Origin of the sequence: Dysgonomonas sp. UBA7710, from assembly GCF_002482385.1 — a bacterium.
In the GTDB taxonomy this organism is placed as follows: Bacteria; Bacteroidota; Bacteroidia; order Bacteroidales; family Dysgonomonadaceae; genus Dysgonomonas.
Map to the genome: position 1 here is coordinate 22,396 of NZ_DLFW01000016.1, position 23,972 is coordinate 46,367.

Genomic DNA, 23,972 nt, shown 5'->3' on the forward strand with positions numbered 1-23,972 from the left:
GCCACTTCTTATATTCCTTTATATCATTAAAATTTTACCCAAACAGATAATGTACCTCCTTCTACAAGAAAATTACCGTTACCTTCATTATCTATTGTTATTTTCTTCTGCACATTGCCGGTAAGATCGCGCCAAACTTCACCTTTACGGTTTACCCCCACATTCATGACCTTATTGCCGTCAATATTATTCGACATCAGAAATGCAAGTCCCGATCCGGCATGATCTTTGTCTCCCATGCGCACAAAACCTACCGTAGAGGGGTGATCGAAGTAATCTTTTTGCTCGCCATAAGCATATTTCCTCCGGGTATTCAGTAATAAATCTATGATTGGTTGGTATAGGGGCTTTCCCCCGTTTATGCCATAATAATCACCATAAAAAATGCAAGGATATCCTTTCTCCATTAGTAGGATCAGGGCGTAAGCCGAAGGTTTGAACCAGTCTTCTATTTCCGATTCCAGAGAGCTACCCAGTTGCGAGTCGTGGTTATCCACGAATGTGACTGCATAGTCGGGATGATGCAAAACAAGAGTATCATCCAGAATTCTTCGTAAATCGTAATCTTTGCCAAACTTCGAAGCCTTATACATATTGTAATGTAGGGGCACATCGAATAAATCGGTTGTTTTTTCTACTGCGGCAAGATATTTCTCTAATGTTGCCAGATCTCCATTCCAATACTCGGCGACTGAATAGAATTCGTTGCCCCTTTCAGCCCTTACAGTCTCCAGGAATTGTTTGACAAACTTGTCCTCCATATGTTTCACAGCATCGAGACGCATGCCATCCAAATTCAATTCGTTGGAAACCCATATGCCCCAACGGTTCAGTTCTTTTATTACTTCCGGATGGTCGAGATCCAAATCGTTGCAAAGTAAAAAATCGTAATTTCCGTTTTCATCATCTACCCCCTCGCTCCAATATTTGTTTTCTCCGAGTATACGAAAGATTCCGCTTTTTTTCTGGGCATCATCAAATCCGACACCGGAAAAGTGATACCAGTGCCATTTAAAGTCGGAATATTTATTTCCCCGTCCTTTAAATAAATAGCCAGTCCATGCCTGAATCTCTATTTCGTCGCTAATATCCTTGTTTCTCTCTTTAGGATCGACCTCTTTTACCTTAAATTTCTCGGTATAGTCACCTTCGGCTTTATGATTCATTACAGTATCGAGATATACTGATATTTTATTTTTATGTAATTCGCCGATCGTTTCTATCAATTCATCTTTTGTACCATATTTCGTCCTTACGGTACTATTCTGATCAAATTCTCCGAGGTCGAACAGGTCGTATGTTGCATAGCCTTCATCTTGTTGTTCGTCTGCCTTATATGCCGGAGGAATCCATACTGCCGTTATACCTGTTTGATGCAGATGTACTGCATCTTTTTTCAGTTGTTTCCATAAATTTCCGTCATTGGGGAGGTTCCACTCAAAGTATTGCATCATTACACCATTTTTCATAACCAGCAGTGTTTACTTTTTGTTTGTGATTTTATGTTTGTTTCCCACTTTGGGAGAATGTCTGACAAAAATTAAAATTCAGCCTTTGGTTTTCTTAGACTAAAAGTACAAAGAAAACGCTTATAGATTTCTTTTTGTTTAACAAATTATGCAGTGCCGTGCATATGCATGATATTGTAGTCCTTATATGGCAATGCGAGTCAATTGTTGAGGTAAAATCTGTAGTTACAGGACTTCGTTAACTAAAAAAATAGCCTCAGAAAATCCTGAGGCTATTTTTTTAAATAAAAGCTGATTAATCATATTCGTTCCATGCCTTGATTTCTATCTCATCTACATTCATTTTACAGAATGCCTGGATGAAAGCCGATGCAAGGCGGGAGTTTGTAAGCAGAGGCACATTGTAGTCGATAGATGCCCTGCGGATTTTATATCCGTTATCCAACTCATTTGTCGTGAAGTTTTTAGGGATATTCACCACAAGGTCTATCTTCTTATTCTGGATCATTTCCAGTGCACTTGGTTTCTGGTCTTCATTCGGCCAGAATACCTGAGTAGCAGGAACTCCGTTATCTACAAGAAACTTTTGAGAACCTCCGGTTGCATACAGTTCGTATCCTTTCTGATGTAGCAAGCGTGCAGCTTGTAGCAACTCCACTTTCGATTTGGCAGGTCCGGTAGAGAACAGTACCGTTTTTTTAGGTACACGGTAACCGACCGACAACATCGACTTGAGCATGGCATCATAGAAGTTATCCCCGATACATCCCACCTCTCCGGTAGAAGCCATATCCACACCCAGTACAGGGTCAGCTTTCTGCAAGCGGGAGAATGAGAACTGCGATGCTTTGATACCTACATAGTCGAGGTCGAAATCGTTCTTGTTGGGTTTCTCTACATTTTTGCCCAGCATTACCTGGGTGGCCAGGTCGATAAAGTTTATTTTCAATACTTTAGACACGAATGGGAATGAACGGGAAGCCCGCAGGTTACATTCGATCACTTTGATGTCGTTGTCTTTTGCAAGGAACTGCATATTGAAAGGCCCCGAGATCTGCAGCTCTTCGGCTACTTTCCGTGCTACTTTCTTGATCCGTCTTACAGTCTCTATATATAAACGTTGAGCAGGGAACTGTATTGTTGCATCTCCTGAGTGAACTCCGGCAAATTCAACGTGTTCAGAAATAGCATACATGACTATTTCACCTTTGTTTGCCACAGCATCTATTTCTATCTCTTTGGCATTTTCGATAAACTCGCTGACTACAACTGGATGCTTTTTGGAGACTTCGGCAGCCAGTCCGAGGAAGTTTTCAAGTTCCTGATCGTTAGAGCATACATTCATTGCTGCACCCGAGAGTACATAAGAAGGGCGAATGAGTACCGGATAGCCTACCTCGGCTACAAAGCCTTTGATATCATCGAGCGAACTCAATTCTTTCCATCGTGGCTGATCTACTCCGATGCGGTCGAGCATGCTGGAAAACTTGTGACGGTCTTCGGCATTGTCAATGCTCTTGGCAGTTGTGCCGAGTATGTTAACCTTAGCCGCATCTAGTCGCATAGCCAGATTGTTTGGTATTTGTCCGCCCACCGAAAGGATTACTCCGTGCGGGTTTTCCAGTTCTATAATGTCCATCACGCGCTCGTAAGTGAGTTCATCGAAGTAAAGACGGTCACACATATCGTAGTCGGTAGATACCGTTTCGGGGTTGTAATTTATCATTACCGAGCGGTAACCCTCCTTGCGGATGGTTTGCAGGGCATTAACCGAACACCAGTCGAACTCTACAGACGAGCCGATACGGTATGCTCCCGATCCGAGAACGATCACTGATTTGTGGTCGCCCAGATATTTCACATCGTTGGCCTTGCCATTGTATGTGATGTAGAGGTAGTTGGTCTGAGCCGGATATTCGGCAGCAAGTGTATCTATCTGTTTCACACACGGTATGATTCCGTTTTCCTTGCGGATACGGCGTACATCGTGTGCTATTGTTTCTACAAGGCTTGGCTCTTTGCATACTATCTTCGCTATCTGGAAGTCAGAGAATCCCATTTGCTTGGCAGAGCGAAGAAGGTCGAGTGGGAGAGACTGTATATCGTCGAATTTTTCCAGTTCTTTAGAACATTTAAAAATATATTGCAGTTTTTGTAAGAACCAAAGGTCTATTTTAGTGAGGTCGTGTATCTGCTCTATGGTGTATCCTCTTTTCAGGGCTTCTTCGATACAGAATATGCGCTTATCGGTAGGATTTTTCAGGGCATCGTCCAGATTGTCGATTTCCAGAGGCTTGTTGGCAGCGAATCCGTGCATACCGATGTTAATCATACGAAGTCCTTTTTGTATGGCTTCTTCGAATGTACGGCCGATAGCCATAATCTCACCAACGGACTTCATGCTCGATCCTATCTCTTTCGATACGCCGTGGAATTTACCCAAGTCCCAGCGAGGAATTTTTACCACTACATAGTCGAGTGCAGGTTCGAAGAAAGCGCAGGTAGATTTGGTTACCGAGTTTTTCAGTTCGAATAGTCCATAACCCAGTCCCAGTTTAGCCGCTACAAAAGCCAGCGGATAACCTGTTGCCTTAGAAGCCAGTGCCGATGAACGGCTCAGGCGGGCGTTTACCTCGATCACACGGTAGTCTTCCGATTCGGGGTCGAAGGCATATTGTACGTTACATTCGCCCACGATACCTATATGTTTCACAATACGTATAGACAGTTCGCGCAGCTTATGATATTCGGAATTGGTCAGTGTTTGCGATGGCGCTACTACGATACTTTCACCGGTATGGATGCCCAGCGGGTCGAAGTTTTCCATATTACACACTGTCATACAGTTGTCATACTTGTCGCGGACAACTTCGTATTCCACTTCTTTCCATCCTTTCAGCGATTTTTCTACCAGAAGCTGAGATGAATATGCAAGCGCTTTTTCGGCCAGTACCCGCAATTCCTGCTCATTGTCGCAAAATCCCGAACCGAGTCCGCCAAGTGCGTATGCCGCACGTACGATGATAGGATAACCCAGTTCCGCCGCTGCTTTTACGGCATCTTCTATCGAGCCTACCGCATGGCTTTTGATGGTCTTTACATCTATCTGGTCGAGTTTCTTCACAAAGAGGTCACGGTCTTCGGTATCCATAATGGCTTGTACAGGTGTTCCCAGTACGCGAACATTATATTTTTCCAGAATGCCACCTTCGTAGAGTTGTACACCGCAGTTGAGGGCAGTTTGCCCACCGAAGGCCAGAAGTATACCTTCCGGCTTTTCTTTTTGGATTACCTTTTCTACAAAGTATGGGGTAATAGGTAAGAAGTATATCTTATCGGCACTACCTTCCGAGGTTTGTACCGTTGCAATATTAGGGTTGATAAGTACAGTTTCTATGCCCTCCTCTTTCAGTGCTTTCAGTGCTTGCGAGCCTGAGTAATCAAACTCACCCGCCTCACCGATTTTGAGCGCTCCCGAACCAAGGACTAATACTTTTTTTATGTCTATATCCATTTGTTTAATTGGTTACAAGTTAAATGATTTGGAAATTAGCATATTAGCATATTTGAAAATAAAAAGACAGTCCATTTGCTAATATTCGAATCTGCTAATTGTTATAATTTCTCCACAAACATATCGAACAAGAATGACGTATCTGTCGGACCGCTGGCTGCTTCGGGGTGAAACTGGGCAGAGAAGAACGGTTTGGTCTTGTGTTTGATACCTTCGTTTGTTCCGTCATTCAGATTTATGAACAATGGTTCCCAATCTGATCCCAGAGAGGCATTCGCTACCGCAAAACCGTGATTTTGCGATGTGATGAAGCATTTGGTAGAGTCTACCATTTTTACGGGCTGGTTGTGGCTACGGTGGCCGTATTTCAGTTTGTAAATGGTTGCGCCTCCTGCTTTTGACAATAGCTGGTTTCCCATGCATATACCGCAGATAGGTTTATTTCCTTCCATTGCTTTGCGGATATTCTTAACAGTCTCTTCGCAGAAGTCGGGATTTCCGGGGCCGTTAGAGATAAAAAGCCCGTCCCATTCCAGTTGGTTGAAGTCGTAATCCCAGGGCACGCGTATAAGTGTTACATTACGTTTCACCAGACAGCGGATTATATTATGTTTTACTCCGCAATCTACCAGTACTACTTTCTTCTGTCCGTTACCATATGTAATCACTTCTTTACAACTGGCTATGGCTACCTGGTTTTCGATATTCGGGTCGTAGAAATCTATTTCGTCAGCTCCGCTGAAAACGATTTTGCCTTTCATCGAACCTTTTTCGCGTAATATCTTCGTCAGTTCGCGTGTGTCTATGCCGTAAATACCCGGCACATCATTCTCCTTGAGCCATTCACCAAGGCTTTTCTTAGCATTCCAGTGAGAGTATTCGTGTGAATAATCTGAAATGATGAGTCCGTTCACTTGTATTTTTTCCGATTCGTAAAAGTCGGAAATACCGTTTGTGAAAGTGTTGTCAGGAACGCCGTAGTTTCCTACAAGCGGGAAGGTTACAACAAGTATTTGTCCCAGGTAAGAAGGGTCGGTAAGACTCTCCGGATAACCTACCATAGCTGTATTGAATACAACTTCTCCGGCAATGGCTTTTTCCGAGCCGAAAGACCGTCCTTCGAAAACTGTTCCGTCGTCAAGAATTAGTTGAACTGGTTTGTCTGAATACATCTTTTTGTTTAGAATATAATTGTGACTAAAAACTGATTTATAAGATAAAAAAAAAGGAACGTGATATTTGGTATATCTGTTCCTTTAGCTTGTATAATAATGTTGTATCTTTTTCTTTTTCATTTTTTCAAATATCCGATAAAACTCATGTGAATATCTGAAGCACAAAGATAGGAATAAATTATGATATCCTTCCGATTGTTTGATATTATTTTAATTATATATACATTTTTTTTAAGAATGTTTTTTAATAACATATTTAAACGTTCAATTTGCAACGCAAGTAATTCTGAAAATTGTACAGAATGGAAAAAAGATTTATATTTACAAATAAAAACTATACAACTATCAGATTGATTTTATGAAGAAAGTTTTTGTGAGCGGGTGTTATGATATGCTTCATAGTGGACATGTCGCATTTTTCGAAGAAGCTGCCACATATGGAGAGCTATATGTAGGTATAGGTTCGGATAAGACTGTGAATGATCTTAAGGCACGAAAAACCGTCAATAATGAACAAGAACGCCTGTATATGGTTAGTTCCCTCAAATCGGTAAAAGAGGCATGGGTGAACAGCGGCTCAGGGCTTATTGATTTTCTGGAAGAAATTAAACGGCTGAAACCGGATATATTTTTCGTCAACAGCGACGGGCATAGTTCCCTGAAGGAGCAATTGTGTAAAGATCTGGGTATAGAATATGTTGTAAGTAAGCGTGTTCCTCATGAAAATTTACCGGTTCGTTCTACTACGGCCCTACGGGAAGAATGCCGTATCCCATATCGTATCGATCTGGCGGGCGGATGGCTGGATCAGCCTAATGTAAGCAGCCTTTATCCGGGACCGGTATTGACTATATCCATAGAACCCGACTATGAGTTTAACGATCGTAGTGGCATGTCTACCAGTTCCCGAAAAAAAGCGATCGAACTTTGGCAAGTGGATATTCCGGCAGGAAACAAACAAAAACTGGCACGGACGCTTTTCTGTTTTGAGAATCCTCCGGGTACAAAGTATGTAAGCGGATCGCAGGATTCATTGGGGATTGTTATGCCGGGACTCAACAGATTGCATTATACGGGGGATTTCTGGCCGTCGGAAATAGAAAGTATATTGGATGATGCAATACTTAGTTGGCTCGAAAAACATTTGTGGCTGGTACCCTTATATCCGCGCCATGGCGATTATGATGTGCTATCGGAGACCAATATAACAGTAGAAAGTGCGAAAAAACTGAGTGCTGCTGCTCTCTCGGCATGGGATGCAATAAAAACAAAAGATATCCGGAAATTCGGAAAGGCAGTAAAGGACAGCTTCGATGCTCAGATACTCATGTATCCGCATATGGTAAACAGTGATATATTCAAAGTATTGGATAAGTATAAAGATAAGGCTTTGGGTTGGAAACTTAGTGGAGCAGGAGGTGGAGGTTATCTTATATTTATTAGTGAAATGCCGATAGAGAATGCGATTCAGATACGTATACGCCGTGGGGATAATTTTTGATAGGGAATAAATTCTGAGAAATTAAGAAGTTGTTTGATTTATATTCCTGTCTGTTTTGAACTCCGCTTCGCTCTGTCGAACGATGTTTCATGTATGTCTAGCGGGCTAAACCAATATAAAAAGGGAGTGTACGGCTCCCTTTCGTATTATCATATATTTGTCTTCTTTTCGATCCTTTCCGGTTTCCTTAATCTGTAAATAAAACAATGATGGTTGTTTTTTTGTTTTTATATCTGCTTTGAAGTTTAGAATAATTAAGTATATTTATATGATAACCTCAAGAGTCAGTGTTTTCTCTATTATGCTTTTCTCTATATGCCTTTGGGGGCATGCCGTAGCGTTGAGAGAATAGTTTGTAAAAACTTCCTCTATTGTTGAATCCCGACTGATAGATAACTTCATCGACCGAAATATTGGTTTTAATCAGTAAGCCTTCTGCTATCTTCAGTTTATAATCCCTTATCAGGCTTCCGGGTCCATTCTTATATACGATATCTATTTTTCTGTATAGTTGACGTACGCTTACATTAAGCAGAGATGCCAGTTCTTCAGTCGAAAATGCAGGATTTTTGATATTCCCATCTATCACTTGCAGTGTCCGTTCATAGAATTCTTTATCTTCGCGGTGCAGAACCTGCCCTTCTTCAATTTCGAAAGCACTAAATGCTGAATTATAATATTCTTTAGTCTCTTCCTCCCGCTTTAACAGGCGCCTGACAGCTTTTTTTAGATATTGGACATCGAATGGCTTTGAGATATACATATCTACCCCTGCGTCAAGTCCCTCAAGCTGGTCTTCTGTATAATTTTTGCCCGATAGGATAATAACCGGAATGTGGGAAGTCACCCGGGATTCTTTTAACATGCGTACAAGGTCGAAGCCACTCCTTCTGGGCATCATTACATCTGATATAAGAAGGTTTATCTTTGTTTTGGACAGTATTTCCTCTATCGTATCCGGATCTTTTACAGGAATGACATTGTACTGATCTTTCAGAATTTCGCAAACAAACCATAATATCTCGATTTCATCGTCCACAACAAGAATTGTCGGACGTGATTTTACAATATTGAATTCCGGTAATATAATCTGTTTTTTATCAGGTGTTTGCATGGGAATACCTGATGCAATTCTGGAATATTCAAGGGTTTTATTGGTAAGTTCATGCATAGGGAGTTCAACTGTAAAACATGTAATTTGTCCGGGTGTACTTTCTACCTGCATTTCTCCGCCAAGTAGTTTTACTGTACTGTGACAGATAGAAAGTCCTAGTCCGTTGCGCGAAAACAGGCGGCTGTTATGCCTGCTTTCAAGATTATCCAAGACCCGGTAACGGTCGAAAATAAATGGTAAGTCTTCGGGTCTGAAGCCTTTTCCCGTATTGGATACGCAAGTGACAAGCATTTGATCTTTAGTGAAAATATCGACATTGATAGTACCTCCATCCGGCGTATATTTGAAAGCGTTTGACACCAGGTTTGTCAATATTTTTGAATAACATCCGGGATCGGTCTGCCATATGAGTTTCTTTTCTATATTTACAATATAATTAGTCTGCTTATTATCAGATAATAGTCTGAATGATGATAATATATTTCCTGCAAACTCTTCTATTTCAACTTTTTCTATAACCACCTGGGTATGTCCGGTATCTATCCTTCGAAACTCGATAAGTTCTTGTATCAGGCCATTGAGCCTCTCTGCATTACGGTGTATTAAGGTTGCATAACCGTATACAGGGGATGACTTATCGACAGAAGAAAGTATACGGTCGCATGGACCATAAATAAGGGTCAGAGGAGTACTGAATTCGTGGGTTATATTGGTAAAGAAGCGTAATTTCGATTCATAGATTTCTTGCGTTTTCTTTTGTTCCATTTTTTCGAAGACGCGGTGTTCCTTGCGTTTTACCTTACGCCTGTATGATAATATAAAGAATAAGATTACAGAACCTATTATTATGGCATAGATAATGTAGGTCACAGTAGTCATATACCATGGTGGAAGAATTCGTATATATTGGGTGTAAACAGGTTGATCCCCGAAGATATTATTGGCCGAGAAACGTACTTTCAGCAAATATTCTCCGGGTGCCATATTAGTAAACGTAACACTGTTCGAGGTTCCGTTATTAATCCATTTGTCACTATGTCCATTCAGCAAATACTGATAAGTATACTTGTGGCCGTTAACATAATCCGGTGCGACGAACGATACGGTAAAGAAATTTTGGTTATGCGGCAGTTCCAGTATATCTTTTTGATCCCTTGTTTTAATATAGTCTGCTATCTCTACTTCTTTTCCGTATATGCTGAGGGTGTTAAAGTAGAAGTTAGGTGTGAAAACAGGTGTTTGTGTCTGGTTGCTGCGTATGGAAACAAACCCGTCGATACCCCCAAAAAACATTATTTGTTTGCGAGGACATATATAATAGGCATTGTCGCTGAACTCCTGCACAGACAGATTATTAGGGTTGCTATAATTCGTAAATACTTTTGTCCGAGGGTCGAATCTTGCGAGTCCCTTATTGGTACTCAGCCAAAGATAGCCCTGCCGATCTTCTACAATTCCATGTATGGTGTTGTTCGGGAGTCCCGATTCGGTATTATAATTAATGTATTCCAGTTTGTCTTTTCCTACTTTTGTTATCCGACAAAGGCCGAAACTTGTACCCAGCCACAATGTTTTATGGCTATCGCGGTATATTACCAGTATATCGTTGACCAACTGATTTTCTCCATTGGTTAGTTTATAGAACGTTTTTTCCTCTGTTTTCAGATTAAATCTGACCAGACCTTCGCCTCTGCTTCCGATCCATAAAATAGAATCATTTTCTATCTCGGTGTCATAAATCACATTTTCTGTCTGGAAAAACCTGAAATGATCCATCTTCTCTATCCGTGGGGTACCATTTGTAAATGCCAGTTTTATTCGATGTAGTCCGTCTCCGGAAGTCGTTACCCACAGAGTTTTTGCGTCTTGCTCTGTTGCCGAACAGAGAAAATATAATGGTTTGCTTCCGGGGGGCTGTGATAGGGTGTGTATTCGTTTGTCGGAATAAGAATAATAATTGATTCCCGGTCCGCCGCTTATGATCCACATCAAGTTGTGCCTGCTTTCGACAAGGTTGAAAATGGAATTGTTGGCAAGTGCAGAATTTTGTATATGAAAATGATTCACTTTTTTATCACGAAGAGGTTCATCCGGATTATAACCGGGAAAACAAAAAAGCCCGTCACCTTTTGTCCCTATCCATAAATTATTATCAGCATCCAGTGTTACAGACCGAACCGGAACTTTCGCCTGAGGATAGAATTCGTACAACATCGAAGAGCGTATCGTGTAATCTTCTTCCGAATATATATATACTCCGTAGCCATCGGTACCTATCAGGACAATTTGCTGTACAGGATCGTAAGCCAGATTAAAAACACCATAGTTGAGAGTAGTACGTTCTATATATGGTTTGTTTACTGAATGAGGATCGCGCCTTATTACTTTAAGTCCATCATTAATGAAAGCAATAAATATATCATTTCCCGCTATCAGGGCATCTCTCATACTTTCTTTGGGTGGAATCTCCGAACCAATATTCATTACAAATTCTTTGATTCCTGTGTTGATATCAAGGGTATAGAGGTCGAATCGGGTATCTACAAAAACTACGTTTGTGCCTTTTTCGAAGGCCCATCTTACAGGGGCATCAAGTTCATAATCCATCAGCCTGTAAGTACCGGTTATAATTCCGTTTTCCTTTATTATTTTATAACGCATTATCTGTCCCATAGAACCAAATACCCAGATGATGTTATCCTTACAGATAGAAAAGCATTGTGTTCTGTATGACATTACTCCCGGGGTATGTATCTTGTGAAACAGGCCATCTGATTTGTTATATACGGCAATCGAATCATTCTCGGAAAGAGCAAAAAAAGTTCCGTCTGGACTTTTAGCCTGCCAATATATAGTTCTCATATCAGGATGATTTTCGAATGTACCCGATTTGGAATTGAACAGGCATAATCCCTGATTGGTTTTCAGCCAAAGCATACCGGGATCGGTTTCGGTGATATGTCTTATTACATTTCCCGGTAAGGAATTACTATGGCTGGTTGGCAAGTAACTTTTTACCGATGATCCGTCATAGCGGTTGAGGCCATCATAAGTGGCAAACCACATAAATCCGTAGCTATCCATTGTTACAAACCTCACTGCGCTCGAAGAAAGCCCGTAGCGGGAAGATATATGTTGAATATTGTAGGCATATCCGGTAATATTGGTACAAATAGCTAGTATTGCGATTATTATTAGGGCCGAAAATTTTTTCATATCAAGTAATAGATATACTAAACAAGGTTTCTACAAATATAGCTTATTAAGACAAGCTTTGCCTAATTCTTCCCGCATTATTATATCAATGCATATGTGTATATCTGCCATTTTAGTCCGTTTTTCTGCCATGCCTCTTTACTGACAATTATTACAGAAATGCGGACGCGGAGCTATTATAGCTTACCTAATTTTGTTCAAATTAACATTTAATCTAATTCGTACTCAAAAACCATTGAAAAGAAGAATTTATTATTATGAAAAACCATTATTATTTATGAAAAAGAACAAACTAAGAAACAGACTTAGACGGTTTCTGTCATTAAGTATGGCTGTCGTTTTATTTCTGACAGTAAATGTGGTGACCGCACAAAACGGTCAGCAGGCAAAAGTTACTATTTTCGGTACTGTTACTGCAAACGGTGAACCTGTAATAGGTGCTGTAGTGGCGGTAAAAGGGACAACGACAGGAACGATAACCAGCGACAAGGGAGAATATACGATCAATGCGGCCGGTAATGATATACTTGTATTCTCATCTATCGGCTATATTTCGCAGGAAATCCCCGTAGGCGGGAAAACAAAGATCGATGTCGTACTGGAAGATAATGTTATCAATCTTGAGAGTGTTGTGGTTGTGGGCTATGGTACACGTAAGCGCTCCGACCTCACAGGCGCGGTTAATGTTATGGGTGAGCAAACTATCCGTGCTACTCCTGCCGCAAATATCGCGATGGCTCTGCAAGGGGCTGGGGCCGGTGTGAACATACAGCGTAGCGGCGGCTCCACACATCCGGGGCATACTCCCGAAATCCGTATTCGCGGAACACGTTCTATAGCTGCGGGTAACGATCCTCTTTTGGTTGTGGATGGTATTCCTTACGAACTAAGTATGATGAATAACATCGCACCGGAAGACATTACGTCGGTTACTGTACTTAAAGATGCATCATCAACTGCTATTTACGGCTCGCGTGGAGCCAATGGGGTTATACTCATCTCTACTAAGCGTGGTGCGGAAGGAACCAAGGCTGTTGTAAACTATAATGGATATATAGGTTTCAGTAAACCGCTGGGCTTCTATGATGTCATGAAATCTGAGGACTATATGAAGTTGCGCAAGTGGTCTATGTATAATCGTTATAAAAATGCTGAAAATTATACGGGTATCGATGATCCGAGGGTATTACAGAAGGTATTCGAAGGAGGCCTCGATGGAGAGATAGAAGGCTATGAAAGAGGTGTAGATACTGACTGGCAAAGGGAACTGTATGACCAAAATCCTTTGATGACCAATCATCAGATAAGCTTATCGGGCGGATCGAAAAATACGCAGTATGCGGCATCGCTGGGATATTATAAATCGACAGGTGTATACGATCTGCAATCGATGGAACGTACGACTCTCAAATTATCTGTAGATCATACTATAAACAAATATCTGAAATTTGGACTGAATACATTGAATACCTATTATATAAGCAGAGGGGAAAGCCTGAATCCGATGGGCGACGCTCTTAGCCTAAGCCCATTGTTGTCGCCATATATGGACGATGGTTCGATACGGGAAAAAGTGCATCCGAACGACCTTATGAGCAACCCTTTAATGGATCTTCGCAAGGATGCGATTCAGGATGATCGCAAAAGGTTGTCAACATTCACGACAGGTTATCTGGAAGTGGATTTTACTCACGGATTCAAATACAGGCTCAATGCCGGCGTACAACTTTCTTCTACCACGCTGCAACGTTATTATCAGAAAGGAACAAGCAAGCGCCGCCAGTCATCCAACTATGGATATAACGAATCGAATTCCCTGACCGATTATACTATCGAGAACCTGTTAACTTATGACAAGAAGTTCGATAAGCACAATCTAAATCTTACGGCCATGTTTAGTGCCGAAGAAAGAGAAGCGCAGGAATTCGATCTGAATTACGAGAATGTGCCGACCAATCAGGTAGGCTACTACAATCCGGGTACAGCTGAGAATCATAAGGGAAATGGAGATTATAATAAATGGAGTATGCTCTCTTATATGGGACGTATCAATTACGACTACGACTCCCGTTATTACCTTACCGCAACGCTGCGTACTGATGGTTCATCACGTTTGGCAAAAGGAAATAAATGGCATTATTTCCCGTCTGCCGCTTTGGCATGGAATATTGGCAATGAAAAGTTTATGAGCGGGACTTCTCACATATTGTCGCAGCTGAAACTGAGATTAAGTTATGGAGAAGTAGGTAATACCAATGTGAGTCCTTACGATACTATGGGCGATATGACCAGCAACAAGTATATCTTCGGGTCCCAGGGTGTGCTCGGATACTATCCGACTGCTGCTTCGAACAGCGAACTGAAGTGGGAGCGTACTGCCAGTTACAATGCCGGTATAGACTTAGGTTTTCTTAATAACCGGTTTTCGGGATCAATTGAGGTTTATAAACAATTCTCCAACAACCTGATGATGAAATTTACCCCTCCGGCGACAAGCGGAGTAAGCACGCAAATCCCTTACAATGTGGGTAAAACGGAAAATGTCGGGTTTGAATTCGCAGCCCGGGTACATGTTTTCGACGGTGATGGTAAAAATAAATTCCAATGGACTTCCGATTTCAACATTTATTTCAACAGAAATAAGGTTGTTCAACTTACCGAAGGTGTAGACAAGCTGATTTCAGACAACCTTTTTGTCGGTCATCCCTTAGGGTCTTTCTACGAATATGTAGGGCTTGGTATCTGGCAGGATACTCCTGAGGACAGGGCGCTTGCAGAAAGTTACGGGTTGAAGACTTCCGGCGACGACTCGGTGATAGGAACTATTAAAGTCGCGGATATCAGTGGCCCTGACGGTGTTCCGGATAATGTAATCAATGATCTTGACCGCAAAATAGTAGGTAGCCATCAGGCAAACTTCGAAGGAGGATGGACAAATAGTCTGGCATATAAGAACTTCGATTTCACTGTGGTTATGAATTTCCGTCAAGGTGGCATGCTTAGGTCTGAACTTTATGGTGGAGGACAAAACTCTCTGATGGGAGGTTATTACAACAACCTGAATGTAGATTACTGGACTCCTGAAAATACAGGCGCCCGCTGGCCAGCTCCGAATAATAAAGTGCAGAGTATACCTTACAAAGGCACGCTTACACTGTTTGACGCCTCTTATCTCAAGATACGGACGCTTACTTTGGGATATTCCTTACCGGATAAACTTCTTAAGACAGTAGGGGTGAGCAAGGCCCGTGTTTATTCCACGGCGACAAATCCATTTACGTTCTTTTCCGAATATGTAAACAAATATAAGGGGCTTGATCCGGAAACCAACCGGGTGATGGGTACTGTAATTCCTCCATCATGGCAAATGTTATTCGGTATTAATATAACCTTTTAATTACAAGACAACAATGAAAAAAATAATATATTTATTAGCCTGCCTCCCGCTATTTATTATAATGGCATGCGGCGATTTTCTGGACGAAGAAAATCACTCGAAGATGACGCCCGAGTCATTCAGTACACCACAAGGTTTCGAACTTGGACTGAACGGCGTATATGGTGGAATGAGAACTTTTTATGGACCTCTCAGTTCCATCCATATGATAACTGTGCCCGGCACAGACGAATTTTATAGCCGTTCTTCTGGCGACATTTATAATTTTGGTAATTATACGACGAATTACAAGCCTAATTCCGACTATATCTATTCCTATTGGAGAAGTTCATATACCCTTATCAATACCTGTAATGGCCTTGTTCACTTCGGCGAAAACATGACGGACATCCCTGAGGCTAAAAAGATAACCATGCTGGCCGAGGCCAGGTTTTTCCGGGCATGGCTTTATTTCCGTTTGGTACAGTTTTTCGGCGATGTGACATTGAACCGCACATACAATGATGTTGTGGTGAAAACAGCTAAACGGGACCCTATGGCTGATGTTTATGACTTTATTGTCGAAGACCTGCTGTATTGTACAACTCCCGGCAATCTGCCTGTCGGCCCTAAAGACACTCAGCCCGGACGTGTTACTCAGGCGTTAGCCCGTCATCTTCTGGCAAAAGTATATCTCACACGTGGATGGAGCAGCGCCGCCAAAGCCACTGATTTTCAGAATGCATATGATATAGCAACAAGGTTGATACAGGATGGAGACCAGACAGGAATAAAACTGATGAGCAAATATGAAGATATTCATAAACCCGGAAATGAAAACAATCAGGAAATACTCTTTAATGTGCAGATGACCGACGACCCTATTTACGGTGTACCGGAAAAGGATTCGGGTATGAATAACCTTGCTCATATCTTTGTTGCAGGCTACTTTAACTTTAATGGTAGCGGCAATGTTCAGCAGATCGAGGATGGGCGTGTTTACGCGCGTTATCACGGTACCACATGGCTTTATAATGAGGCTTTCGGCGATATTGATAAAGATTCACGCTATCATGGCACCTTCCAAAGCAAATGGACTGCACCGATTGATTTCAGTAATAAAAAGCAGGAATTCTATGTCGGTGAGAACAAGTACTCTGCAATCAGGAGCGGCGCAAAAGGTGAGCTCGCTGGCTATCTCCCGGGTAAGAATATGACCAAAGAAGAGATAGAGTCAGCAAATTACTATATACTTACTCCGGAGAACTATACCGACCCTAACTTCCCTACAATGAAGAAATATTTGGACCCTAACCGGACAAGCCTTTCATTCGACTCGCGTCGTACAATTATCGTGTACCGTCTGGCAGAAACATATCTTATTGCAGCCGAAGCTGCTTTCAAACTTGGGAATAATTCTACTACCGATGGAGCCGCCTATTATATCAACGAACTTCGTAAGAGGGCTGCTTCGAAGACCGAATATATCAACGACCTGATGATTACCGCAGCGGATGTAACCATCGATTATATTCTGGACGAAAGGACACGTGAGCTTTGTGGCGAACAGCTGCGCTGGCTCGACCTCGTGCGCACAAAGAAACTGGTTGAACGGGTACGGATGTATGGTTTCTTCACCACAAAATGGACAAATCATACCTTACCTAAAGATAACATACAGGATTTCCATGTATTACGTCCGATTCCGCAGAAACAGATAGAGTCTGTTATTGTAGGCGATCCTTATCCGCAACAACCTGACGGATGGGATAAAATGTAGAACCTTTCTGTGAGTCATACAGGCGTACCCGGTCTGGTGTGCGCCTGTATACGCTTTAAGGTTCATAATAAGGGCATTCGAAGTAAAACTATACTAAAAACAGAGGCAATATAAATGCCCTAAAGATTGACATCAATAAATAAAAAAATAATGAGAGTTTGTTATAAGCATTTAATTTTTACGTTTTTAATTCTGATATTTTGCGAATCGGCGTTTTCTCAGGGACGCGAGTATCTTCTTTCTCTAAAATCCGATATGGGGCATGGAGGAAAAGCGCTATGGTTGATGAAAAAGGCAGGAGATGTGGCCGGTAGGGCGGAAGATGTTTCCAGTATCGGATATGGGACAAAGGGATGGGCGCAAGCTATTGTTCCCGGTACTGTACTCAATTCGTTGGTTACCCAGGGAGTCTATCCCGAACCCTATTTTGGCCTGAATAACAAAATAACAAGTGGATTAATCCCCGATTTGAGTACCGCAGGGCGTGACTTTTATACCTATTGGTTTCGTACCGAGTTTGACGGGCTTGAATGTGTGAAGGGCGAGCGTATGTGGATGCAGGTGGATGGAATAAATTACCGTGCCGAACTTTGGCTCAATGGTAAAATGGTCGGCAATATAGCCGGAATGTTCCGTCAGGAATTCATCGATGTAACAGACTATATCAATTCGGACGGTAAGAATGTGCTTGCAGTAAAAGTATATCCCATAGACGAACCGGGCGGCCCGCGTGAAGGTGTTTCCAAATCGTGGGGGGCAATAGGAGAGTTCCGCAATGGGGGCAACGGGGAAATTGGCAAGAATGTAACAATGCTCATGACCGTAGGTTGGGATTTTACCTACCTCGATGGTATCCGTGACCGTAATACGGGGATATGGAAAGATATCAGTTTTTTTAAAACAGGAGAAGTTTCACTTAACCATCCGTTTGTGAAGAGTGATTTGCGAAAACCCGGTTATGACCATTCCCGCCAGACCGTGAGTATAGAATTACATAATCCCGGATTCAGGACGCAAAAAGTGAAAATAAAAGGTGAAATACTGGGTGAAGGTATTACTTTCGAAAAAGAGGTTGAGATTTTACGGGGACTGACCAGAACAATAGAATTCAATGCTACGGATTTTCCTCAGTTAGCTATCGACAAACCCCGTCTCTGGTGGCCTGTCAATAAAGGCCCGCAGGAACTTTATACCCTTTCTGTAAAAGCGGAAGTAGGGGGAGAACTTTCTGATTCGATAACGACCCGTTTCGGTATCAGGGAAATTACATCACACACAGATACTCCCGATAAGTCGCGTACATTCAGGGTCAATGGAAAAGATATCTTTATCAAAGGGACTAACTGGTTGCCTGAAAACATGCTGCGTATGTCTGACGAACGAACTTATGCTGAGCTACGCTATACAGCGCAATCGGGTGTAAACCTGATTCGCTTCTGGGGTGGCGGTATCACAGAGTCCGACTACTTTTTCGATCTGTGCGACGAGCTGGGAATAATGGTATGGAATGAATTCTGGATGACAGGTGATACGAAGCATCCGATCGACAGGGGACTACATTTGCAGAATGCGGAATCTACCGTTAAACGTATACGGAATCATCCGTCGCTGGCTTATTATGTATGTTCGAATGAATCGACCGAAATGTCCGGTCTCGAAGAATTACTTCAGCGGATAGACGGCACACGCGGTTATCAGATGGAATCGGAATGTTGCGGGATTCACGATGGCAGTCCATATAAAACAGTCAATCCGATGAGGCATTATGAAAACACGGCTTCCGAACGTGGCAGCCGGGTAGATGGGTTCAATCCCGAATATGGCGCGCCTTGTCTTCCTACTGTTGAATGCCTGCGTGAAATGATGCCCGAAAAAGACCTCTGGCCAATCAATACGGAGGTATGGGATTATAGCGATGGCAATGGATTTCACCAGATGTCGTCACTCTATGTAGACTTGGTGAATGAGTACGGAAAGTCGGAAAGCATAGACGAATTTGCGATGAAAGGGCAATTTGTAGGAGCAATGAGTTACAAAAGTATCTGGGAAGTCTGGAACTATAACAAACTGAATTATGGAGACCGCTATACTTCCGGAGTCCTTTTCTGGTATCACAATTCTCCAGTCCGTCAGGTTTGCGGGCGAATGTGGGACTGGTCGCTCGAACCTACGGCAGCGCTCTACGCGGCGGCAAATGCATGTGAACCGCTACACCCCCAGTTCGACTATCTGAAAAATACGGTATCGGTGGTAAACGACTATTATAAGGCTTTTTCCGGTTATAAGGTTACAGCTGAAGTTTTCGATCTCAACTCAAAGCAAGTGTGGAAAAATCAGGCTTCGGTAGACCTTCCCGGAGATGGAGTTGTAAATGACGTATTTGTAATTGATTTTCCTCAGAATATTTCGCCTGTCCATTTTATCAAACTACGCCTTTTCGATAACACGGGAAAGGAAGTGGGTAGTAACTTCTACTGGCGTTCCACAAGCATATATGGAGGGATGAAATCTATGACAGGGCCTGCTACGGCAGGTTTTCAGAGCATAAAAGACCTTGCTCCGGCTAAAGTGTCGATGAAATACAAAACCCGTGTAAGCGAAGGAAAGCATTATATAGAAATTGAACTGAAAAATACGAACCGTTCGATCGCGTTCTTCACACAATTGCAATGGCTCGATTCCACAGGCAAACCTGTACGTCCTTCGTACTATACCGATAACTTCTTTAGTATGATGCCGGGAGAAAGCCGCAGCATAACAATAGAGACGGATAAAAAGAACCTCCCGGCAGATAATTATTCATTGATTCTGAAGGGTTTTAATGTTTCTCAAGTGAAAAATACTATTTTAGTAAAATAAAAACACTCATATAGCAATTTAAATCAATACATATGGAACGAAGAAAATTTTTGCGTAATGCAGGCATACTAGGGCTGGCCTCGATTGCGAACGGTAGTATCTCGGCCGGGGAAACAATGCCCTCGCAAATTGTATCCCCGAAAGGAGGAATAAAAGTAGACGATCAGTGGGATGTTATTGTTGTCGGAGGAGGCCCTTCCGGATGTGCCGCGGCAACAGCTGCCGCACGCGAAGGAGCGAAAGTTTTATTGATCGAAGGAACCGGAGCTCTTGGAGGAATGGGCACTTCCGGCCTGTTGAATGCATGGTGTCCTTTTACGGATAAGGAAAAGATTATTTATAAAGGGATAGCGGAAAAGGTATTTCTGGAAGCAAAAAAGGGAGTGCCTCACGTAAAAGGTGACGACTGGGTTCCTATCAATTCGGAATATCTGAAAGTGGTATATGATGATCTGGTAACGTCGGAAGGGGTATCCGTTCTGTTTTTTACTACTATGGCTGCTGTGGAAATGAAACAGGACGGAGTGGTAGATGCTGTCATTGTAGGAAATAAGGCAGGTCTCACAGCCTACAAAGCCAGCCTGTTTATTGACTGTACGGGCGATGGCGACCTTGCGGCATGGGCCGGAGCAAAATTTGATACGGGCGACGGCAAAGGGGCTGTTCAGGAAGGTACGCTTTGTTTCGCACTGGCGAATATTGATCCGTATCAATTTTCGCTGATCGGCAGTGTACATTCCAGCAGAAAGGATGGTCCCATATATGAAATGCTTAAGTCGGGGAAATATGATCTGATAAAGGATAGCCACATCAATGACAAGTATGCAGGGCCCGGTTATCTGGCCTTTAATGCGGGTCATGTAACGGTGGATAGTACCAATCCGGTTTCACTCTCATCGGCAATGATGGTTGGCCGCAAAATAGCCCGGCAGTTCCAGGAAGGATTGGCAGAGTATGAGCCGAAAGTATTTGCGGCTTCCTATCTGGCTACCACAGCTGCATTGATGGGTATCCGCGAAAGCCGCCGCATTAAATGCGATTATACTTTTACGGTCGAAGACTGGCTGGCACGCAGGGAGTTTGAAGATGGCATCGGACGTAACTCTTATTATATAGATATACATAAAAGCGATGCAAAAGAATATAAGCGTTATGGAAAGGGAGAATCACACGGTATACCTTTCCGGAGTCTTCTTCCGGCAGGACTGAAAAATGTATTTGTGGCCGGGCGTTGTATCTCTACCGATCATTATGCACATGGGAGTCTGAGGGTAATGCCTCCATGTCTGGTGACAGGAGAAGCCGCTGGTGTAGCTGCCGGACAGATTTTTAAATCAACGAACCCCGATGTTCATAATGTAGATATTACTAAACTTAGAAGCCGCCTGAAAGAGGTCGGACAGTTATTGTAATTGTTAGAGACTGTTTAAATTTTATTCGCACCATTTTTTTGTAGCTATTTTATAATAAAAAAATCAATATCATGTTTCGAAAATTATTTACGTTATTACTTCTTTTACCATTCCAGTTTTTGTTTTCCCAGCAAAGCCAGTTGGCAGGCTTTCCCAAAGGATTCACTCCCGAAGAAGTAGGGAAGCGTCTGGCATATCATATTGTAGACGACAGGCACGACCTTTACGCGGGGAGGTATATTCATTATGCCGAAGTCTGTACCTGGACCGGAGCTCTTGATTATGCCCTTCAAACAAAAGATCAGAAGCTTATTAAACTTCTGCAAGACAGATTCGAACCTTTCTTCACAAGGGAGAAAGTCTTATTGCCTCCTATGAATCATGTTGATTATAATATGTTTGGCGGATTAGCCCTTAAACTTTATCAGATAACAAAAGATAAACGTTATCTGGATATGGGCATGGCTTATGCCGATACCCAATGGGAAGTTCCGGCCAATGCAAAACCGGAGGAAAAGGCCTGGGCGGAGAAAGGCTATTCGTGGCAGACCCGCTTATGGATTGACGATATGTATATGATTACTTCGGTACAGGCCGAGGCATATAAAGTGACCGGAGATTCCAGATACATTGACCGCGCGGCGAAGGAAATGGTACTCTATCTGGAAGAAATACAGCGACCTAACGGTCTTTTCTACCATGCACCGGATGTTCCTTACTACTGGGGACGTGGGGACGGCTGGATGGCTGTAGGGATGGCCGATCTGCTTACTTATCTTCCCGCGGATCATAAAGACCGTCCGCGTATTATGAAAGGCTTCCATACGATGATGGAAAGTTTGAAGAAGTATCAGAATCCGGGAGGTATGTGGAACCAGCTAATCGACGAGCCTGACTGCTGGGTCGAAACCTCGGGATCTGCCATGTTTACCTATGCCTTTATAGTAGGAGTTAAACAGGGCTGGTTAGATGCTAAGGAATATGCGCCTGCCGCCCGCAAAGCATGGCTGGCAATGATTCCGTATATCGACGAGCGTAACAATGTGACTGAAGTGTGTATTGGTACAGGTAAGAAGAATGATAAGCAGTATTATTACGACCGTCCGCGTCTGGCGGGAGATTTTCACGGTCAGGCCCCTTATTTGTGGTGTACGGTTGCTTTAATGAAGAAGTAGACCATGGAAATTGTAATATCTTGAATTTATTTATAATATTGCAAATGGAAATATTGATGCATTTTCTTTAGGATAAAAGCCATAGAAAGAAGGATTGGAACTTAGAACCTGTTTAAATTTTATTCGTTTAAATTTAAACAGGCTCTTATTATTTTTTTATCTTTGAACAACGTTAATTTAACCTGTAAGTACACATGATAAAAATTAAAATCCTCCTGATAATGGCTCTCTCAGCTATATCCATAATTGCATCGGCACAAAATGATAAACCGCTCCGCCTTGCTGTGGCAGGCCTTTCGCACGGACACTTATGGGAAGTCCTGTCCCGCCTCGACAGGGGTGACTTCGAAGTGGTAGGTATTGCTGAAAAAGACACCTCACTTTGGAATAATAAGACATTACGGGCAAAAGTAGACAAAAGCAAATTCTTTGAGAATTTGGATGAAATGCTGGATAAAACCAAGCCCGAAGCCGTTATTGTATATGAAAGCATATACGACCACCTGCGTGTAATCGAGGCTTGTGCACCACGTGGCATACATGTAATGGTAGAGAAACCGCTAGCTACCACAACAGAGCAGGCAAAACGCATAGCCGGGCTGGCCCGCAAGCATAATATAATGGTGCTTACCAATTATGAAACAACATGGTATGCCGCCAATCATAAAGCTTACGACCTGATTAAGAATGAAAATACGATTGGACGGATATCACGTATAAATGTGTATGACGGACATCAGGGACCTGTAGAGATCGGTTGCGGTCCCGAGTTTCTCCACTGGCTTACCGATCCGGTACTCAATGGAGGAGGTGCTGTTGTAGACTTTGGTTGCTATGGCGCAAACCTGAGTACATGGTTGATGGGTGGCCGGAAGCCTGTCAGCGTATCCGCCACATTGCAACATCTGAAGCCGCAGATTTATCCTAAAGTGGACGATGATGCCACTATTATGCTTGAGTATCCTGATGCCACAGTCGTTATCATGGCCTCGTGGAACTGGCCGATGGGCCGCAAGGATATGCATATCTATGGGGATAAAGGTTACATATATCAGGATAATGCAAATGATATGCGTGTATATTCGGATAAGAAGGAGAATAAGATGGTAGCTGAGAAACTGGCTGCGCCGTACAACGATTCTTTCTATTACCTTAAAGCTGCCGTACGCGGTGAAATTGAGGTGAAACCTACCGACCTGTCTTCTTTGGAAAATAACCTTATAGTTGTAGAGATACTCAATGCGGCCATAGAAAGCAGCAAGACGGGTAGGAGTGTGAAATTGTAGATAATAGAAATAGATAAAGAAAACAGGGGCAGAATTATTCTGCTCCTGTTTTTTTATTCTTTTGAATCACTGTTTTATCAAAATTCAAATGATTT

11 protein-coding genes are annotated in these 23,972 nt (G+C 42.5%); 7 read left to right on the forward strand and 4 right to left on the reverse strand.

All coding sequences use genetic code 11. The features are described from left to right. Positions 1 to 26: 26 nt before the first annotated feature. The 3 genes from B3317_RS05280 to carA all read right to left on the reverse strand — a co-directional run bounded on the left by B3317_RS05280 (position 27) and on the right by carA (position 6,155). A complete protein-coding gene (locus B3317_RS05280; protein WP_291109342.1) occupies positions 27 to 1,469 on the reverse strand; it encodes an alpha-amylase in 1,443 nt (480 codons plus the stop codon). Between the two features lie 295 nt (positions 1,470 to 1,764). Next, positions 1,765 to 4,983, reverse strand: coding sequence for a carbamoyl-phosphate synthase (glutamine-hydrolyzing) large subunit (gene carB / locus B3317_RS05285; RefSeq protein ID WP_291109344.1), 3,219 nt, complete (start codon positions 4,981 to 4,983; stop codon positions 1,765 to 1,767). 101 nt (positions 4,984 to 5,084) lie between these two features. Then, entirely contained in the window at positions 5,085 to 6,155 is a 1,071-nt protein-coding gene (gene carA, locus B3317_RS05290) for a glutamine-hydrolyzing carbamoyl-phosphate synthase small subunit (protein WP_291109346.1), read from the reverse strand. 361 nt (positions 6,156 to 6,516) lie between these two features. On the opposite strand from carA, the gene B3317_RS05295 reads away from it, so the two are divergent. After that, on the forward strand, positions 6,517 to 7,659 hold the full coding sequence (locus B3317_RS05295) for an adenylyltransferase/cytidyltransferase family protein (protein ID WP_291109348.1): 1,143 nt from the start codon (positions 6,517 to 6,519) through the stop codon (positions 7,657 to 7,659). 277 nt (positions 7,660 to 7,936) lie between these two features. On the opposite strand, the gene B3317_RS05300 is transcribed toward B3317_RS05295, so the two are convergent. After that, positions 7,937 to 11,989: a hybrid sensor histidine kinase/response regulator transcription factor gene (locus B3317_RS05300; protein ID WP_291109350.1), complete on the reverse strand. Its 4,053-nt coding sequence runs from the start codon at positions 11,987 to 11,989 to the stop codon at positions 7,937 to 7,939. A 277-nt stretch (positions 11,990 to 12,266) separates the two neighbouring features. Between B3317_RS05300 and B3317_RS05305 the strand changes: the two genes are divergently transcribed. From B3317_RS05305 to B3317_RS05330, 6 genes are all read left to right on the forward strand, one after another. Further along, positions 12,267 to 15,386 carry a SusC/RagA family TonB-linked outer membrane protein gene (locus B3317_RS05305; RefSeq protein WP_291109352.1) on the forward strand — a complete coding sequence of 1,040 codons (3,120 nt, stop codon included), beginning with the start codon at positions 12,267 to 12,269 and terminating at the stop codon, positions 15,384 to 15,386. Between the two features lie 13 nt (positions 15,387 to 15,399). Then, positions 15,400 to 17,145, forward strand: a complete 1,746-nt coding sequence (locus tag B3317_RS05310; protein ID WP_291109354.1) for a RagB/SusD family nutrient uptake outer membrane protein — start codon at positions 15,400 to 15,402, stop codon at positions 17,143 to 17,145. 150 nt (positions 17,146 to 17,295) lie between these two features. Further along, on the forward strand, positions 17,296 to 20,004 hold the full coding sequence (locus B3317_RS05315) for a glycoside hydrolase family 2 protein (protein ID WP_324354731.1): 2,709 nt from the start codon (positions 17,296 to 17,298) through the stop codon (positions 20,002 to 20,004). 32 nt (positions 20,005 to 20,036) lie between these two features. Then, a complete protein-coding gene (locus B3317_RS05320; protein WP_291109356.1) occupies positions 20,037 to 21,416 on the forward strand; it encodes an FAD-dependent oxidoreductase in 1,380 nt (459 codons plus the stop codon). 71 nt (positions 21,417 to 21,487) lie between these two features. Then, positions 21,488 to 22,591, forward strand: coding sequence for a glycoside hydrolase family 88/105 protein (locus B3317_RS05325; protein ID WP_291109357.1), 1,104 nt, complete (start codon positions 21,488 to 21,490; stop codon positions 22,589 to 22,591). A 194-nt stretch (positions 22,592 to 22,785) separates the two neighbouring features. Then, complete coding sequence (locus B3317_RS05330; protein ID WP_291109359.1) at positions 22,786 to 23,877, forward strand: Gfo/Idh/MocA family protein; 1,092 nt, start codon at positions 22,786 to 22,788, stop codon at positions 23,875 to 23,877. The last annotated feature ends 95 nt before the right edge of the window (positions 23,878 to 23,972 follow it).

Excerpts from the sequence above, each read along its gene's own strand:
- B3317_RS05315 (WP_324354731.1), top strand. The coding sequence starts at position 17,296 with ATGAGAGTTTGTTATAAGCATTTAATTTTTACGTTTTTAATTCTGATA.
- B3317_RS05280 (WP_291109342.1), bottom strand. The coding sequence starts at position 1,469 with ATGAAAAATGGTGTAATGATGCAATACTTTGAGTGGAACCTCCCCAAT.
- B3317_RS05325 (WP_291109357.1), top strand. The coding sequence starts at position 21,488 with ATGTTTCGAAAATTATTTACGTTATTACTTCTTTTACCATTCCAGTTT.
- carB (WP_291109344.1), bottom strand. The coding sequence starts at position 4,983 with ATGGATATAGACATAAAAAAAGTATTAGTCCTTGGTTCGGGAGCGCTC.
- B3317_RS05305 (WP_291109352.1), top strand. The coding sequence starts at position 12,267 with ATGAAAAAGAACAAACTAAGAAACAGACTTAGACGGTTTCTGTCATTA.
- B3317_RS05320 (WP_291109356.1), top strand. The coding sequence starts at position 20,037 with ATGGAACGAAGAAAATTTTTGCGTAATGCAGGCATACTAGGGCTGGCC.
- B3317_RS05330 (WP_291109359.1), top strand. The coding sequence starts at position 22,786 with ATGATAAAAATTAAAATCCTCCTGATAATGGCTCTCTCAGCTATATCC.
- carA (WP_291109346.1), bottom strand. The coding sequence starts at position 6,155 with ATGTATTCAGACAAACCAGTTCAACTAATTCTTGACGACGGAACAGTT.
- B3317_RS05295 (WP_291109348.1), top strand. The coding sequence starts at position 6,517 with ATGAAGAAAGTTTTTGTGAGCGGGTGTTATGATATGCTTCATAGTGGA.
- B3317_RS05310 (WP_291109354.1), top strand. The coding sequence starts at position 15,400 with ATGAAAAAAATAATATATTTATTAGCCTGCCTCCCGCTATTTATTATA.
- B3317_RS05300 (WP_291109350.1), bottom strand. The coding sequence starts at position 11,989 with ATGAAAAAATTTTCGGCCCTAATAATAATCGCAATACTAGCTATTTGT.